This window comes from Tenacibaculum insulae (genome assembly GCF_964512435.1).
Taxonomy (GTDB): Bacteria; Bacteroidota; Bacteroidia; order Flavobacteriales; family Flavobacteriaceae; genus Polaribacter; species Polaribacter insulae_A.
On sequence record NZ_OZ208512.1, the window covers coordinates 2,371,887 to 2,386,325 of the forward strand.

Consider the following 14,439-nt stretch of genomic DNA (forward strand, 5'->3'; position numbering starts at 1 on the left):
GTTTGCTAAACACAAATTAAAGGTAATATTACCCAGTAAAGTTGCAATAGAAAAAGAATATTTAAAAGAAGTTTAAAATTATAATTAATAATAAATGAAAAAAGTTTTCTTTTTTTTAATAAGTCTATTTATTGTTTCGTGCGATTTTATCAGTTTAAAAACTACTAAAACGCCACAATACAAACCTATTGCTACAGTTTATAATAAAAATTTATATAAAAAAGATATTGAGGAGTTATTGCCAAAAGATGTAACTAAGAAAGATAGTTTAATTATTGTAAAAAGTTTTATTAATTCTTGGGCTAAACAACAATTACTATTAGCAAAGGCTGAAGAAAATATATCAGAAGTTAATAGTGAGAAGATTGAAAATTTGGTAAATACATATAAAAAAAGTTTATATATAAACGGTTATAAAGAGCGTTTAATAAAGCAACAATTAGATACAATTGTAAGCGAAAATGAGATTAAATTGTATTATCAAAAAAATAAACAAAACTTTAAATTAAACGAAGAATTACTGCAATTTGAATATGTTCATTTTGGAGATGATTTTTTAGATAAAGAAGAAACCATAAAAAGTTTTAAATCTTCTAAAGAAGAAGATCGGGTAGATTTAGAAAGGCATTTGTTAAATTTTAAATCTTATAGGCTACAAGATTCAACGTGGGTAACATTTTCATCTTTACAAGAAATGATTCCGCCTTTTCAATCAGAAACTAAGCAAAATTTGTTAAAAATATCTAAATACATACAAAAAGAAGATAGTTTAGGAGTATATTTGGTCGCTGTAAAAAATATGTTACCAAAAAATGCCACCGCTCCATTGTTATATGTGAGTTCGCGGATAAAACAAATTATTTTACACAAACGAAAATTAGAACTAATTAGAGAGATAGAAAAAACGCTGATAAATGATGCAATCGAAAATAAAAACTTTAAAGAATACTAGTATTTTATTTACCTTTTTTTTAGCAAGTTTAGGAGTTGTAAATGCACAACAATCTAAAATAGATGGGGTAGCTGTAGTAATTGGTAAAAACATTGTTTTAGATTCTGATATAGATAAATTTAAGCAAGAGGTAGAGTTAAAAAGTGATGGGAAAGTTAAAATTTCTGACTGTGAAATGTTAGAAGAATTAATGCAGCAAAAGCTATTAGCACACCATGCAGTTATTGATAGTGTTGTAGTATCTCAGGCTGAAATTGAAAGTAAAGTAAGTAGAAGTGTGGCTTATTTTGAAAACCAATATGGAAGTAAAGAGAAAGCATATAAAGCTTATGGTTTTAATGATTTAGAAGACTTTCAAAAAGAATTAGGTCGTGTACAAAAAGAAAATCTTTTAGTTGAAAAAGAGCAACAAAAAATAACAGATAATATTGATGTAACTCCTGAAGAAATAAGAGTTTTTTTTAAAGGTTTAGAAGCTAAAAAAGAATTGCCTGAAATTCCTGCAGAAGTACAAATTGCACAATTAGTATTAAAAGCAGAACCTACAAAAGAAGAGATTGAGCGTATAAAAAACAAGCTTAGAAAAATTAAAAAGCAAATTGAAGAAGGTGCTGGATTTAAGTTAAAAGCAATTATAAATTCTGATGATCCTAGTGTTACTCAAAATGGTGGTAGTATGGGAATTATTACCAAAGAAACAGGTTTTGTAAAAGAGTTTAAAGAAGTTGTTTTTTCATTAGAAGAAGGAGAAATTTCAGAGCCATTTAAGTCTCCTTTTGGATATCATATTGTTTTATTGAACAAAATAAGAGGAAATGGAAGAGACGTTTCTCATATTTTAATGCAACCAGAAATTGCTGATGATAAACTGAATGAAACAAAAAGTGCAATTGAAAAAATAATTAAAGATATAAAAGGCGGTGTATTAACTTTTGAAGAAGCTGTGAAAAAGTATTCTGAAGAAGAAGAAACTAAAAATAATGGTGGGGTAATTATAAATCCTTATACGCAAGAAACTACATGGGAATTAACAAGAATGGATCCAGCCTTGTTTGCTAGAATAAGCGAATTAAAAAAGGGAGAATTATCTGATGTTTTTTATGATGAAACTCGTGAAGGTGAAAAAATGTATAAAGTAATCTTGCTAAAAGATAAAACAGATACACATGAAGCGGATATTGTTGAGGATTATGTAAGAATGCAACAATTTGCTTTAATGAAGAAAAAAGAAGAGACTATTACAAAATGGACGAAAGAAAAGATACAAGAAACCTACATAAAATTAGGTAGCGATTATAAAAAATGTACTTTTAAAAGAGATTGGAGAAAAGAAAACAAATAAGAACTAATAATTTAGTATATTGTGATTCCCGCGTTTAGCGGGAATCTTATTTTATAATAGTTTGTAAATTAATGTTTTTAAAAGAAATTTAATCCATGTCAGATGTAGCTGCTGTAAACAGTCTAGTAAAAAAATATAGCCAATTACAACAAGAAATTGGTAAAGTTATAATTGGGCAACAAGAGGCTGTAAATTATACATTATTATCAATTTTATGCGGAGGACATTCCTTATTAATTGGAGTGCCAGGTTTAGCCAAAACCTTATTAGTAAATACAATTTCTGATGTTTTAGGCTTACAGTTTAGTCGAATTCAATTTACGCCAGATTTAATGCCTTCGGATATTTTGGGAAGCGAAATTTTAGATGAAAACCGTCATTTTAAATTTGTAAAAGGACCAATTTTCTCTAACATTATTTTGGCTGATGAAATTAACCGTACGCCACCAAAAACACAAGCTGCTTTGTTAGAGGCAATGCAAGAAAAATCGGTAACAGTTTCTGGAAATCATTATAAGTTAGATTTGCCTTTTTTTGTACTTGCAACTCAAAATCCGATTGAGCAAGAAGGAACATACCCTTTGCCAGAAGCTCAGTTAGACCGTTTTATGTTTTCGATATATTTAGAATATCCAACGTTTGAAGAAGAGGTGGCAGTTGTAAAAAACACAACATCTGTGGTAAATCAAAAAGTTAATGCAATTCTTTCATCAAAAGAAATTATTGATATTCAGCAATTGGTTAGAAAAATTCCGGTAGCTGACAATGTGATTGAATATGCGGTTGGTTTGGTTGCTAAAACGCGTCCGAATTCTGATAAATCGACAGAATTAATAAAAAAATATATCGATTGGGGAGCAGGACCAAGAGCTTCACAAAACTTAATTTTAGGCGCTAAAGCACATGCAGCGGTAAACGGAAAATTTTCTCCAGATATTGAAGATGTACAAGCAGTTGCTATTCCGATTTTATCACACAGAATTGTTAAAAATTACAAAGCCGAAGCAGAAGGAATTACTATTAAAGAAATTATTAAATCATTATTTTAAATGAAAAATTTATTAAAATATAGTTTTTTATTACTGCTGTTAATAAGTTCATGTAAAAAAGAAACTGTTAATGTTGAAGTTTCTGAAGAAATTGAAAAGCAAGAAATTTTATCAGTTATGAAAATCCAAGAAAAAGCTTGGTCTAATCATGATTTAGAAGGGTTTATGCAAGGTTATTGGAAAAGTGATTCTTTAAAATTTTATGGAAGTAACGGAATTACTTTTGGATGGGATAAAACTTTGGTGAACTACAAAAAAGGATATCCAACAAAAGAGCATTCGGGTGAATTGAAATTTAAAATTAACGATATTTCTAAAATTAATGATGGGGCTTATTTTGTAATGGGTGAGTATCACTTAACACGAACTGTTGGGAATGCTAACGGCGTTTTTATGATTATCTTTAAAAAGATAAATAATGAATGGAAAATTATTGCGGATACTTCTTGTTAAATTAACAGTTAAATATTTATTTTAAGGGCTACTTTTTTACTAAGCGAGACTCCAAAATAGATTATAAATGATATAAAAAAAAGACGTTTTAATTGAAACGTCTTTTTTTTATCTGTAAAAATAGTTGCTGATTAAGAAAACATCTTAGCTACTTTTTCAGCTTTTCTACTTTCACTATAATCGTAAAAACCTTCACCAGATTTTACACCTAATTTACCAGCATTTACCATGTTTACTAATAACGGACATGGAGCATATTTAGGGTTTTTAAATCCTTCGTACATTACATTTAAAATAGATAAACATACGTCTAATCCTATAAAATCGGCTAACTGTAAAGGTCCCATTGGGTGTGCCATTCCTAATTTCATTACCGTATCAATTTCAGCAACACCAGCAACACCGTTGTATAATGTTTCGATAGATTCGTTTATCATTGGCATTAAAATACGATTGGCTACAAAACCAGGATAATCGTTTACTTCTACTGGGATTTTACCAATTTTTTTAGATAAATCAACCGTAAAATTCATTACTTCATCCGTAGTATTGTAACCTCTAATAATTTCTACCAATTTCATAATTGGTACCGGATTCATAAAGTGCATTCCAATTACTTTTTCTGGCCTGTTAGTAACGGCAGCAATTTGTGTAATTGAAATAGACGAAGTGTTGGTAGCCAAAATGGTTTCTTCTGGACAAACTTCATCTAAATTTTTAAATATTTTTAATTTTAAATCTACGTTTTCTGTAGCTGCTTCAACAACTAAACTAGCATATTGTACTCCTTCTTTAATTGATGTATAAGTTGAAATATTACTTAATGTAGTATTTTTATCGGCTTCAGATATTTTTTCTTTAGCCACCATTCTATCTAAATTCTTAGTAATAGTAGCAATTCCTTTATCTAAGGCAGGTTGCGATATATCAATAAGTTGTACATTGTATCCAAATTGAGCAAAAGTATGGGCAATTCCGTTTCCCATTGTACCAGCTCCGATTACAGCGATATTTTTCATGTTTTGTTTGGTGTTTTGTTATTTTTTAAAGCAATCAATTATTAAATGAGCAACGCGTAAAGCTTCGGTTCCTTGACTTAATGATACGATTGGTGTGGTATTATTTTTTATAGCATCGGCAAATGATTCTAGTTCATCTAAAATGGCGTTATTTTCAACAACTTCTGGATTGTCGAAGTAAATTTGTTTTTTAACACCTTCTGCATTTTGTAAAATCATGGCAAACTCATCAGGGTTTTCAGGAACATCTTTCATTTTTACAACTTCTGATTTTTTTTCTAAGAAATCAACAGAAATGTAAGCATCTTTTTGAAAAAAGCGACTTTTACGCATGTTTTTCATCGAAATTCTACTTGATGTTAGGTTTGCTACACATCCGTTTTCAAATTCAAGACGTGCATTGGCAATATCTGGCGTGTCAGAAATTACTGAAACTCCGCTTGCATGTACTTTTTTTACTTTTGATTTTACAACGGATAAAATAATATCAATATCATGAATCATTAAATCTAAAACCACAGGTACATCTGTTCCTCTCGGATTAAATTCTGCCAAACGATGTGTTTCTATAAACATCGGCGTGTCTATCATGTCTTTTACGGCAGTAAAAGCAGGATTAAAACGCTCTACATGCCCAACTTGCCCACGAATATGATTTTGACTAGCTAAAGTTCTAATACCTTCAGCTTCTTGTAGTGTATTGGTAATTGGTTTTTCAATAAAAATATGTTTTCCTTTTTCAATAGCTTGTTTTGCACATTCAAAATGCGATAAAGTTGGTGTTACAATATCAACAACATCAACAGCAGCGATTAATTCTTCAACAGAATTAAATAGTTTGTACCCAAACTCATTGGCTACTTTTTTAGCATTCTCGGTAAAAGGATCGTAAAACCCTACCAATTTATATTTTTCAGATTGCTGTAACAAACGCAAGTGAATTTTACCTAAATGACCTGCACCTAAAACTCCAGCTTTTAACATATATGTTTATTTTTATTTGGCTTTTTTAAAGAAAAAATATAAAAATAATTATCTTTAAATAACCTTGTTTTTACTCTATTTATCTTTTCTGTATGAACTAGAAAAGCAATGCAAACAAAGATACAATTTTATACAGATTTATTACTACTTTTGAATTGCTGAAATTTTACCATTTGTGATAGATACTACCAAACATCAAGGACTTAGAAATCAATTAGCTACTGTGCTAAACGCTAAAGGCATAACAGATAATAATGTGTTAAATGCGGTGCGTAAAATACCAAGACATTTGTTTATTGATAGTAGTTTTGAAGCGCATGCGTATCAAGATAAGGCGTTTCCTATTGCTGCAGAGCAAACAATTTCTCATCCATATACAGTGGCATTTCAATCTCAAGTTTTGGCAATAAAACCAGGGGATAAAGTATTAGAAATAGGAACAGGATCTGGATATCAAACCGCAGTTTTATTAGAATTAAAGGCTGAAGTATATACGATTGAAAGGCAACATGAATTATTTAAAAAAACGTCAAGATTTTTACCTAAATTAGGGTACCGACCAAAGCGTTTTATTTTTGGTGATGGATACAAAGGTTTACCAGAAGAAGCTCTTTTTGATCAAATTATTGTAACAGCAGGCGCTCCGTTTGTACCAAAAGCATTGTTAGGGCAAATAAAAGTAGGAGGTAAGTTGTTAATTCCGGTTGGAGATACAGCTCAAGTAATGACATTGTTTATTAGAAAATCGCCAAAAGAATTTGAAAAACACGAGTTAGGTGATTTTAAATTTGTGCCAATGTTAGAAAAGAAAAACTAAAAAAAAAATCCGCCTAAGAAAAGCGGATTTATTGAATTTGAATAAAAGAAACATCAAGTTATTCAGCAATTTCGGTTGCATCAGCAACAATAATTTCTGATTGATGTTGGTTTTGTTTTGTTTGATTCGTTTTTGCTAAACCGCATGGGCTAGTACTTCCACAAGAAGAAAAACCTATTAAACTAACAGCACAAATTGCAATAAATACTACTTTTTTCATTTCTTTAGTTTTAAAAAATCAAATATACATATTTCTAATTAACTCGCCAGAGTCTTTCTTCGAATTAATAACGTTAAACCCAAGCATTTTATTTTGTATACGAGTAATTAAATTTTTAGTTACAGGTTTACCATCATTCCATTCAGTAATAGATAGCCATTCTTTGATATCTTCTAATTTTTGCTCGTACCTATTAGCTAAAATTTTATCAATATTGTTGGTTTCTTTAAAATTTACCGTACAAGTATTAATAATTTCTAAAACTTTTTTTACTTCTTCAAAATTATTTTCTAAAACTTCGTTTCTAACCGCAACTACAAAACATGGCCAAGGAGTAGGGCAATCTCCCAAACGCCTAAATGTATTGTTGTCTACCAGTGGTTTTGTGGTAAAATGTTCCCACATAAAATAATCAGCCTCACCGTTTGTTAAAGCGTTAATTCCGCCTTGTAAATCGCCAACAACTTTAAATTTTAATTTGTCTAAATTCCAACCATTATTGTGGGCATTTACAATTGCCATTAAGTGAGATCCAGATCCGAAACGACTTATGGCAACCGTTGCATTTTCTAAATCAGCAATGTTATTAAATTTAGATTTAGCGCTTACATGAATTCCCCAAATTAAAGGACTTGTAACAAAAGTTTGCGTTATTTTTGATGGATTACCATTAATGATATCTTTAATAATTCCTTCAGTTAGTACAATTGCAATATCAACTTCGCCAGTTCGCAAAGCTTTACACATAGCACCAGTGCCTCCAGGAAAATCTTTCCAACGAAGATTAATGCCATTGTTACTATATTCTTTATTTTTTAAAGTAACGTACCAAGGGTAATTAAAATGTTCTGGTACACCACCTACTTTTAGGTTTAGCATTTATTCAACTAATTTATCCAAGGTGTAAATAATTAATTTATCAACTACTTTTTGATAATCGTCACTAAAAGTACCATTAGCTCTATTTGCAATAATAGCATTCATAGAACAGGCGTTATGACCAAGTAATTTAGACAAACCGTAAATAGCAGAGGTTTCCATCTCTAAATTAGTAACTTTTACTCCGTTGTGATTAAAATTATCAATTTTACTATTTAATTTAGGGTCTTGTAGCGGAAGTCTTAAAACACGTCCTTGTGGACCATAAAATCCAACTGCCGTAGCTGTAAAGCCTATAAATACTTTGTCACTAGCTAATTTAGTTTCAAGTTCAGCACTGTTTTTTACCACATAAGGCCTTGCTTTTCTATCGCTCCAATTCGTGTGTTTTATAAAAGAATCTTCAATGTCTTTTTCTAAAATATGTTCACAATCATAAGCGTGTAACATTCCGTCAAAACCTAAACCGTATTTAGCTAAAACAAAACTATCAATAGGAATATCGGTTTGTAAAGAACCCGAAGTACCTATTCTTACAATATTTAGTTTAGTATGTTCTTTTTTTATCTGACGAGTATTTAAATCAATATTAACCAAAGCATCAAGCTCATTCATTACAATATCAATATTGTCAGGGCCAATTCCTGTAGAAATAACAGTAATTTTTTTACCTTTAAAAATACCTGTTGTTGTTTTAAACTCACGTTTTTGTGTGGTAAACTCAATAGTATCGAAATACTTTGAAATTTTGTCAACTCTATATTGATCTCCAACAAAAATTATATCTGTACCTATATTTTCTGGTTTTAAATTTAAATGATAAACACTACCATCTTTATTTAAAATTAATTCAGATTCTTTTATACCCATTTACGATGTGATTTTTAACAACTTATTTGTGGTGCTAACATACAAGTAGTTGTATTTTTTAGCGCCGCCAAGATACGAAAAATCAGAACGTATTTTACCGTAATAATTTGTTTGTTGATGCAATACTTGTTTTCCTATTTTGCTTAGTTTAACAGGGTTAAAAGAAGTAAACATTTTTTTTAACTGATTTATTTTGTTAAAATATTGTAAATCACTAAATCCGTAGTTTTCTTGGTTGATTAATAGGTTGTTAATAAGTTGATTTTTGTTTTCGAACTGATTGGTTTTAGCTGTTTTTAGAATATTGTTTTCTATATAATTTAGTCCGTTTTCGATAGAAGGAAAACGTAATAAATGATGTTTTATAGCCTCTTCTAAATAATTAAAAGTTGAATTTGTATGTAATTTATACACATTTTCTAATTGCAACGGACTATCAGAGCAGTATAATTGCCAAATGTAATCGGCATATTCAATATCATCTTCGGTAAGTACAATTTTATTTTTATAATGTTCTTGTAATTGCTGATCTGTAAGTTCTCCTAAACCCGCTAATTTTTCTTGTGTATTAATTTTGCCACTACAAACCAACGATATTTGTCTTCCTTTTCGGTAGCGTTTTAGCCAACTAATTACAGCAAGCATGTTTATTTGACAAAATAAATCGTACTCAAACCATAAAATAATTTCATCTTGTTCTTTTTGATTACAAAGATTTCGGTATTCTTTTAAAGTATAATCAATAAATTTTTGTTTAGAGATTTTATAAGAAGATTTTAAAAAATCGAAACGTGTTTTCCAAAAGTTTTCACTACCAACATCCGTAGTTGTTTTTCCTTCGCAAAGCATTTCTCGCCATGTAATTATTTTACCCTCAAAATTTAAGTTTTCAAGTCGTTTGGTTGTAACATCTCCGTTTGTAATATGTAGTTTAGGGGAATTCATATTTAAAGGAATTTAATAGTTTTAATTTTATATATAATAAACGTTTGTTTTTTAACGTTATTACAGTTTGATTATTGTTTTTGCAACACCATAAAGGTAAAAAACAAAAAATCCAAGAACAATTGTTCTTGGATTTTTTGCTAATAGTTAACCTCCAACACGTTTTACGTTAAAGCCTTTGTCTTTTAAAATTTGCATTATTTTATCGCGATAATCTCCTTGAATAATTATTTTATCATCCTTAAAACTACCACCAACACTTAAAGTTGTTTTAATTTCTTTTGCTAATTTTTTAAAATCTTGCGTAGCTCCGTTATAACCGTCTAAAATAGTAATTGGTTTTCCTTTGCGTTTTTCGTATTTACAAAGTATTGGATCTTCTTGCAGCCAAACATCTGATTTTGGCTCAATTTTTACTTCGGATTCTTTATGATCTGGAAATAAGTTTTTTAATTGATCGTGTAAATCCATTACTTTATTTTTTTAAACCTAATTCACGTAAGCGTTCGTTTAAAAATTCGCCCGCAGTAATGTCTTCAAATTGTTTCGGATTTTTTTCATCAATACAGTTGTCTAACACATCTAATTTCATGTCTGAAACAGGGTGCATGAAAAAAGGAATTGAATAACGAGAAGTTCCCCAAGATTCTTTTGGCGGGTTGGTAACTCTGTGTATGGTAGATTTTAATTTATTGTTACTATGACGCGATAACATATCACCAACATTAATCATTAATTCATCAGGTTGGGCAACAGCGTCAATCCAATCTCCTTTATGATTTTGAACTTGTAACCCTTTACCTTGTGCGCCCATTAATAAAGTAATTAAATTAATATCACCATGTGCAGCAGCTCTTTCTGCGCCTTTAGGTTCTGTTAAAATAGGCGGGTAGTGGATTGGGCGTAAAATACTATTTCCGTTTTTAATATAATTATCAAAATAAGTTTCTTCTAAGCCTAAGTGAAGTGCTAATGAACGTAAAACGTATTTTGCTGTTTTTTCTAACATTTGATAGGTTTGTTTACCTACTTCGTTAAATTTAGGAAGTTCCTTAACATCTACATTGTCAGGATATTCATTTGAGTACTTAGAGTCTGCATCTACATATTGACCAAAGTGCCAAAATTCTTTTAAATCTCCTTCTTTTTTACCTTTGGCACTTTCCTTACCAAAAGAAACATAACCTCTTTGACCACCGATACCTGGTATTTCATATTTTTCTTTTACTTCAGTAGGTAATTCGAAGAAGTTTTTGATTTCAGTATATAAATTATCAACCAATTCGTTATCTAAAAAGTGACCTTTTAAAGCTACAAATCCTATATTTTCATAAGCATCACCAATTTCATTGATGAATTTTTGCTTTCTGTTTTCATCGTCAGATAAAAAGTCTGCTAAATTTACACTCGGAATTTTATTCATTGTTAATAAGTTTAATTATTTAAAGTGTAAAGTTAGTAAAATCAACTGAAAGCTTTAAAATTACTTATTAACAAAAGGAATTAAGTAAGAAATGGTGTAATTAAAACCAAAACCAGTATTGCTTTCAAAAATTCGGTTAAAACCAGGAGCATATAATGATTTAAAGTTTTTTTGATCGTCTACACTCAGCATTATTTTGTAAGAAAAACCTGCGCTTAAAAATAAATTTTTAAAGGTTTCAACTTTTATACCTAACTGAAATTCTGTCCAGTGTGCTGTTAAGTCGGTTTCAGTTATTGGTGTTGTTATTGTGTTGCTAGGAAAATAAGTGTTGCCCACATTTGTTTTGTAGCTATTTAAGGTATGGTCAAAAATAGCCAATCCGTATCGCATACCTATGTAGATTTCGTTATTCATATCTAACCAATTTTGGTATGCGTTAAAGTTAACACCTACGCGCATAAAACTTCCTTTAGCGGTAGAGTTGGTAAAATCTTCGTAAGTTGTTTCGTCTTCGTAACCTAATTCGGTAGCGATGTACCATTTTTTAGAAATACGATAATCACCAACTAATTCTAATCCACTATAACTTTTATCAACTAAAGCCAGTGCAGGTCGGCTAATATCTAAACCAATACGTAAACCGTATCCAGTTTTGTAGGTAACGGTATCTTTTTTAGCTGTGGTTTTTTCTTTTTTTTGCGAATATCCATTTGCACAAACAAATGCTAAACAGATACTAATAATATACTTGTACATGTGCTTTTGTTTGATTATTAATAGTTGTAATTGTTGAAGTAGATAAATTGTCAATCCAACTGGTATGTGTTAAATCAACATCGTTATAAATAACTCTATATCCGCAAGAACGCGAAACATAATCATCTTCAGGATTATATTTTATGGTAAGCGTAGCTATTTTGTTATTGATAATTAAATTATCAGTTTCATTCATTTTTAATGTGTAAACTGTTTCTGAAGCTAAACTATTTAAAGGTATTGCAATACTATCGGTTGTTCTATTTGTAAAAAGACTGTCTGTTTTTCCTTGTGCTATTAAAGATAAACGTTGTACAGATTTTAATTGAGTAATATCATCTTTATCATAAAATCGTAAAACTAAATTAGGTGTTACAGGATTTTGAACACAAAAATCATCTTTTTCACAAGATAAAAATCCTATAAAACTGATACATAAAAGAAAGATATATTTTTTCATTACTTTTTATTTTTCAAATAAAACAACAGTTTCTATATGTGCTGTATGTGGAAATTGATCAACTAAACTAATCTTTTTTAGTTTATAACCATTGTTTATCAATTCTTCGGTATCACGAGCTTGTGTGGCTGGGTTACAAGAAACATATACCATTCTTTCAGCATTTAGATTGATAATCTTTTTTAATGTTTTCGGAGCAATACCAGCACGAGCTGGATCTAAAATAATGGTTCTAATTTTATTTTGATATTGCGGATGTTCGTTTAAAAACTTACCAACATCTGCAGCATAAAACTGTAAACCTTCAATATTATTTCGTTTGGCATTCTTTTTTGCATCTTCAATAGCAGAAGCTACAATATCAACCCCAACTATTTTTGCATTTTCACTTCGTGAAGCTAAAATTTGCCCAATTGTACCGGTACCACAAAATAAATCCATAACGACAGTATTGTCAACAGCTTCTTTGTTTTCTAGAGCGTAATCAATAACTTTAGTGTATAGTTTTTCTGCCGATTTTGGATTGGTTTGAAAAAAGCTTTTCATGCTTATTTCAAAGTTTAAACCTAATAATTCTTCTACAATTTTATCTTTTCCTGTAACAAGTTCAATGCTTCCAGAGGTAGCCATAGTTCTATCGCCAACCTCGTCATTTATGGTGTGTAATAAACCCGCTAAACGGTTGCCAAAAATGTCTTTTAACAAGTTTGCAAAGGCTTGTAAATCAAATTTAGGTAAATCGTAAGAAGTGGTTACTAAGTTAAATAACAACTCATCGGTTTTATATGATTTTCTGACTACAAAATACCTGAAAAAACCTTCTCTTTTAGGTCCGTGCCAAGGCGATAAACCTGTTTTTTCACAATACTCGCGAATTATCTTTAAATTATCTTCAACTTGTGCGTCAAATAAACCAGAATCTTTATCTAAATTATCACCCATCCACCAAACACCACGACGTTTAAATCCTAAGGTGAAAAAATCAGCATCTATTTTGTTTATTCTATCGTAGCCAATTGCAGAAAATCCGTATTCCATCTTATTTCGGTAATGAAATACGTTTGGAGAGGTGATAAATTCATCAAATAAATCAGTAATATTTTCAACTTTACCAATGCGTTTAAATAATGATAATGTACTTTCTTTTTTATATTGATGTTGTAAATCAATCGGTAATTGAATGTATGGAGCACCGGGAATGTCTTGAAACGGAACTTCAACTTCATTTTCTGAAGGTTGAATTACATCAATTAATTTTGCTTCGGCATATTTTTTACTCGATTTTTTAATCTGAGCTTTTACCAATTGACCAGGCAAAGTATTTGGAACAAAAACAACAAAGCTTCCTTCATCAGAATGAATTCGTGCAATTCCTTTTCCGCCAAAGGCATAATCTTCAATTTTTAATTCTAAAATTTGATTTCTTTTAACAAATTTGTTTCGTTCTCTACGTGGCATTGTAAAATATAATTTATGGATTGCAAAATTATGAAAAGATATGGTTTGTTGACATAAAAAAAGCTACTCATTTTGAGTAGCTTTTTTTATAAAATATTATTTAAATTATTGACCAGCTTTCTTCTTAGCTTCTTCAACCATTTGTTCGTTCGCAACAATAGCAAATTCTACACGTCTATTTTTACTTCTACCTTCTGCAGTTTCGTTAGAAGCAATTGGATCTTTTATACCTAAACCTTTGGTTTCTATTCTACCAACATTTATACCTTTACTAGTTAAATAACTTTTTACAGCACTTGCTCTTTTAGCAGAAAGCGTTTGATTGTATTCAACTTTACCAGTACTGTCTGTATATCCGTATATAACAATGTTAGTGTTTTTGTAATCTTTAAAAACAGGAACTAATTTATTTAAATTTGCTTTAGCTGTTGTTGTTAAGCTAGATTTGTTGGTGCTAAATCTAACTGCATTTTCTCCTAAGGTAAGCATAATCCCTTCTCCAACTCTTTCTACTTCTGCACCTGGTAGCGCTTCTTTAATTTCACGAGCTTGCTTGTCCATGTTATTACCAATAACACCACCAGCAACACCACCAATAACACCACCTAAGACGGCTCCTAATTCAGAATTTTTACCGCTACCTACATTATTACCAATAACGGCTCCTAAAATAGCACCTGCTGCAGTACCTATGGTAGCACCTTTTTGAGTATTGTTGGCATTTTTAATAGAGCTACAAGAGGTAAGTATGCTAGCGGTTAAAAATAAAAATGATAAACTATAAATTATTGTTTTTTTCATTGTGTTTT

At 30.3% G+C, this 14,439-nt stretch carries 17 protein-coding genes; 5 read left to right on the plus strand and 12 right to left on the minus strand.

The window, feature by feature from the left end; translation table 11 throughout:
- Window positions 1–94 precede the first annotated feature (94 nt).
- The 4 genes from ACN5J5_RS10925 (at window position 95) to ACN5J5_RS10940 (ending at window position 3,796) form a co-directional block, all read left to right on the plus strand.
- Window positions 95–952, plus strand: a complete 858-nt coding sequence (locus ACN5J5_RS10925; RefSeq protein WP_418644927.1) for a hypothetical protein — start codon at window positions 95–97, stop codon at window positions 950–952.
- Window positions 915–2,294: a peptidylprolyl isomerase gene (locus tag ACN5J5_RS10930; protein WP_418644928.1), complete on the plus strand. Its 1,380-nt coding sequence runs from the start codon at window positions 915–917 to the stop codon at window positions 2,292–2,294. Before ACN5J5_RS10925 ends, ACN5J5_RS10930 begins: the two co-directional genes overlap by 38 nt.
- 95 nt (window positions 2,295–2,389) lie before the next feature.
- Window positions 2,390–3,343 carry an AAA family ATPase gene (locus ACN5J5_RS10935; protein WP_418644929.1) on the plus strand — a complete coding sequence of 318 codons (954 nt, stop codon included), beginning with the start codon at window positions 2,390–2,392 and terminating at the stop codon, window positions 3,341–3,343.
- Window positions 3,344–3,796: a YybH family protein gene (locus tag ACN5J5_RS10940; protein WP_418644930.1), complete on the plus strand. Its 453-nt coding sequence runs from the start codon at window positions 3,344–3,346 to the stop codon at window positions 3,794–3,796.
- Window positions 3,797–3,927: 131 nt separating this feature from the next.
- Here the strand turns inward: ACN5J5_RS10940 and ACN5J5_RS10945 are convergent, their stop codons facing one another.
- Together ACN5J5_RS10945 and ACN5J5_RS10950 are read right to left on the minus strand one after the other, a co-directional pair.
- Window positions 3,928–4,815: a 3-hydroxybutyryl-CoA dehydrogenase gene (locus ACN5J5_RS10945; protein ID WP_418644931.1), complete on the minus strand. Its 888-nt coding sequence runs from the start codon at window positions 4,813–4,815 to the stop codon at window positions 3,928–3,930.
- A gap of 18 nt (window positions 4,816–4,833) precedes the next feature.
- Entirely contained in the window at window positions 4,834–5,799 is a 966-nt protein-coding gene (locus ACN5J5_RS10950) for a Gfo/Idh/MocA family protein (protein WP_418644932.1), read from the minus strand.
- 175 nt (window positions 5,800–5,974) lie between these two features.
- Between ACN5J5_RS10950 and ACN5J5_RS10955 the strand changes: the two genes are divergently transcribed.
- On the plus strand, window positions 5,975–6,616 hold the full coding sequence (locus ACN5J5_RS10955) for a protein-L-isoaspartate(D-aspartate) O-methyltransferase (protein WP_418644933.1): 642 nt from the start codon (window positions 5,975–5,977) through the stop codon (window positions 6,614–6,616).
- Window positions 6,617–6,674: 58 nt separating this feature from the next.
- Here the strand turns inward: ACN5J5_RS10955 and ACN5J5_RS10960 are convergent, their stop codons facing one another.
- The 10 genes from ACN5J5_RS10960 to ACN5J5_RS11005 all read right to left on the minus strand — a co-directional run bounded on the left by ACN5J5_RS10960 (window position 6,675) and on the right by ACN5J5_RS11005 (window position 14,431).
- Window positions 6,675–6,836 (minus strand): hypothetical protein, encoded by a 162-nt coding sequence (locus ACN5J5_RS10960; RefSeq protein ID WP_418644934.1) that lies wholly within the window; start codon window positions 6,834–6,836, stop codon window positions 6,675–6,677.
- Between the two features lie 18 nt (window positions 6,837–6,854).
- Entirely contained in the window at window positions 6,855–7,715 is an 861-nt protein-coding gene (locus tag ACN5J5_RS10965; RefSeq protein WP_418644935.1) for a substrate-binding domain-containing protein, read from the minus strand.
- Window positions 7,716–8,585 carry a nucleoside phosphorylase gene (locus ACN5J5_RS10970; protein WP_418644936.1) on the minus strand — a complete coding sequence of 290 codons (870 nt, stop codon included), beginning with the start codon at window positions 8,583–8,585 and terminating at the stop codon, window positions 7,716–7,718.
- Window positions 8,586–9,530 carry a DUF1835 domain-containing protein gene (locus ACN5J5_RS10975; RefSeq protein ID WP_418644937.1) on the minus strand — a complete coding sequence of 315 codons (945 nt, stop codon included), beginning with the start codon at window positions 9,528–9,530 and terminating at the stop codon, window positions 8,586–8,588.
- A 147-nt stretch (window positions 9,531–9,677) separates the two neighbouring features.
- The gene (locus ACN5J5_RS10980) at window positions 9,678–10,001 is read right to left on the minus strand and encodes a translation initiation factor (RefSeq protein WP_418644938.1); all 324 of its coding nucleotides are present in this window, start codon (window positions 9,999–10,001) and stop codon (window positions 9,678–9,680) included.
- Between the two features lie 4 nt (window positions 10,002–10,005).
- Window positions 10,006–10,953, minus strand: a complete 948-nt coding sequence (locus ACN5J5_RS10985; protein WP_418644939.1) for an isopenicillin N synthase family dioxygenase — start codon at window positions 10,951–10,953, stop codon at window positions 10,006–10,008.
- A 60-nt stretch (window positions 10,954–11,013) separates the two neighbouring features.
- Window positions 11,014–11,712, minus strand: coding sequence for a DUF6048 family protein (locus ACN5J5_RS10990; protein WP_418644940.1), 699 nt, complete (start codon window positions 11,710–11,712; stop codon window positions 11,014–11,016).
- Window positions 11,693–12,172 (minus strand): DUF6452 family protein, encoded by a 480-nt coding sequence (locus tag ACN5J5_RS10995; RefSeq protein ID WP_418644941.1) that lies wholly within the window; start codon window positions 12,170–12,172, stop codon window positions 11,693–11,695. The genes ACN5J5_RS10990 and ACN5J5_RS10995 overlap by 20 nt, the downstream gene beginning before the upstream one ends.
- Before the next feature lie 6 nt (window positions 12,173–12,178).
- Window positions 12,179–13,630, minus strand: a complete 1,452-nt coding sequence (gene rlmD, locus ACN5J5_RS11000; protein WP_418644942.1) for a 23S rRNA (uracil(1939)-C(5))-methyltransferase RlmD — start codon at window positions 13,628–13,630, stop codon at window positions 12,179–12,181.
- 105 nt (window positions 13,631–13,735) lie between these two features.
- Window positions 13,736–14,431, minus strand: coding sequence for an OmpA family protein (locus ACN5J5_RS11005; protein WP_418644943.1), 696 nt, complete (start codon window positions 14,429–14,431; stop codon window positions 13,736–13,738).
- Between the last annotated feature and the right edge of the window lie 8 nt (window positions 14,432–14,439).

Coding starts and splice junctions, on each gene's coding strand:
- ACN5J5_RS10925 (WP_418644927.1), top strand. CDS start 95: ATGAAAAAAGTTTTCTTTTTTTTAATAAGTCTATTTATTGTTTCGTGC.
- ACN5J5_RS10930 (WP_418644928.1), top strand. CDS start 915: ATGATGCAATCGAAAATAAAAACTTTAAAGAATACTAGTATTTTATTT.
- ACN5J5_RS10935 (WP_418644929.1), top strand. CDS start 2,390: ATGTCAGATGTAGCTGCTGTAAACAGTCTAGTAAAAAAATATAGCCAA.
- ACN5J5_RS10940 (WP_418644930.1), top strand. CDS start 3,344: ATGAAAAATTTATTAAAATATAGTTTTTTATTACTGCTGTTAATAAGT.
- ACN5J5_RS10945 (WP_418644931.1), bottom strand. CDS start 4,815: ATGAAAAATATCGCTGTAATCGGAGCTGGTACAATGGGAAACGGAATT.
- ACN5J5_RS10950 (WP_418644932.1), bottom strand. CDS start 5,799: ATGTTAAAAGCTGGAGTTTTAGGTGCAGGTCATTTAGGTAAAATTCAC.
- ACN5J5_RS10960 (WP_418644934.1), bottom strand. CDS start 6,836: ATGAAAAAAGTAGTATTTATTGCAATTTGTGCTGTTAGTTTAATAGGT.
- ACN5J5_RS10965 (WP_418644935.1), bottom strand. CDS start 7,715: ATGCTAAACCTAAAAGTAGGTGGTGTACCAGAACATTTTAATTACCCT.
- ACN5J5_RS10970 (WP_418644936.1), bottom strand. CDS start 8,585: ATGGGTATAAAAGAATCTGAATTAATTTTAAATAAAGATGGTAGTGTT.
- ACN5J5_RS10975 (WP_418644937.1), bottom strand. CDS start 9,530: ATGAATTCCCCTAAACTACATATTACAAACGGAGATGTTACAACCAAA.
- ACN5J5_RS10980 (WP_418644938.1), bottom strand. CDS start 10,001: ATGGATTTACACGATCAATTAAAAAACTTATTTCCAGATCATAAAGAA.
- ACN5J5_RS10985 (WP_418644939.1), bottom strand. CDS start 10,953: ATGAATAAAATTCCGAGTGTAAATTTAGCAGACTTTTTATCTGACGAT.
- ACN5J5_RS10990 (WP_418644940.1), bottom strand. CDS start 11,712: ATGTACAAGTATATTATTAGTATCTGTTTAGCATTTGTTTGTGCAAAT.
- ACN5J5_RS10995 (WP_418644941.1), bottom strand. CDS start 12,172: ATGAAAAAATATATCTTTCTTTTATGTATCAGTTTTATAGGATTTTTA.
- rlmD (WP_418644942.1), bottom strand. CDS start 13,630: ATGCCACGTAGAGAACGAAACAAATTTGTTAAAAGAAATCAAATTTTA.
- ACN5J5_RS11005 (WP_418644943.1), bottom strand. CDS start 14,431: ATGAAAAAAACAATAATTTATAGTTTATCATTTTTATTTTTAACCGCT.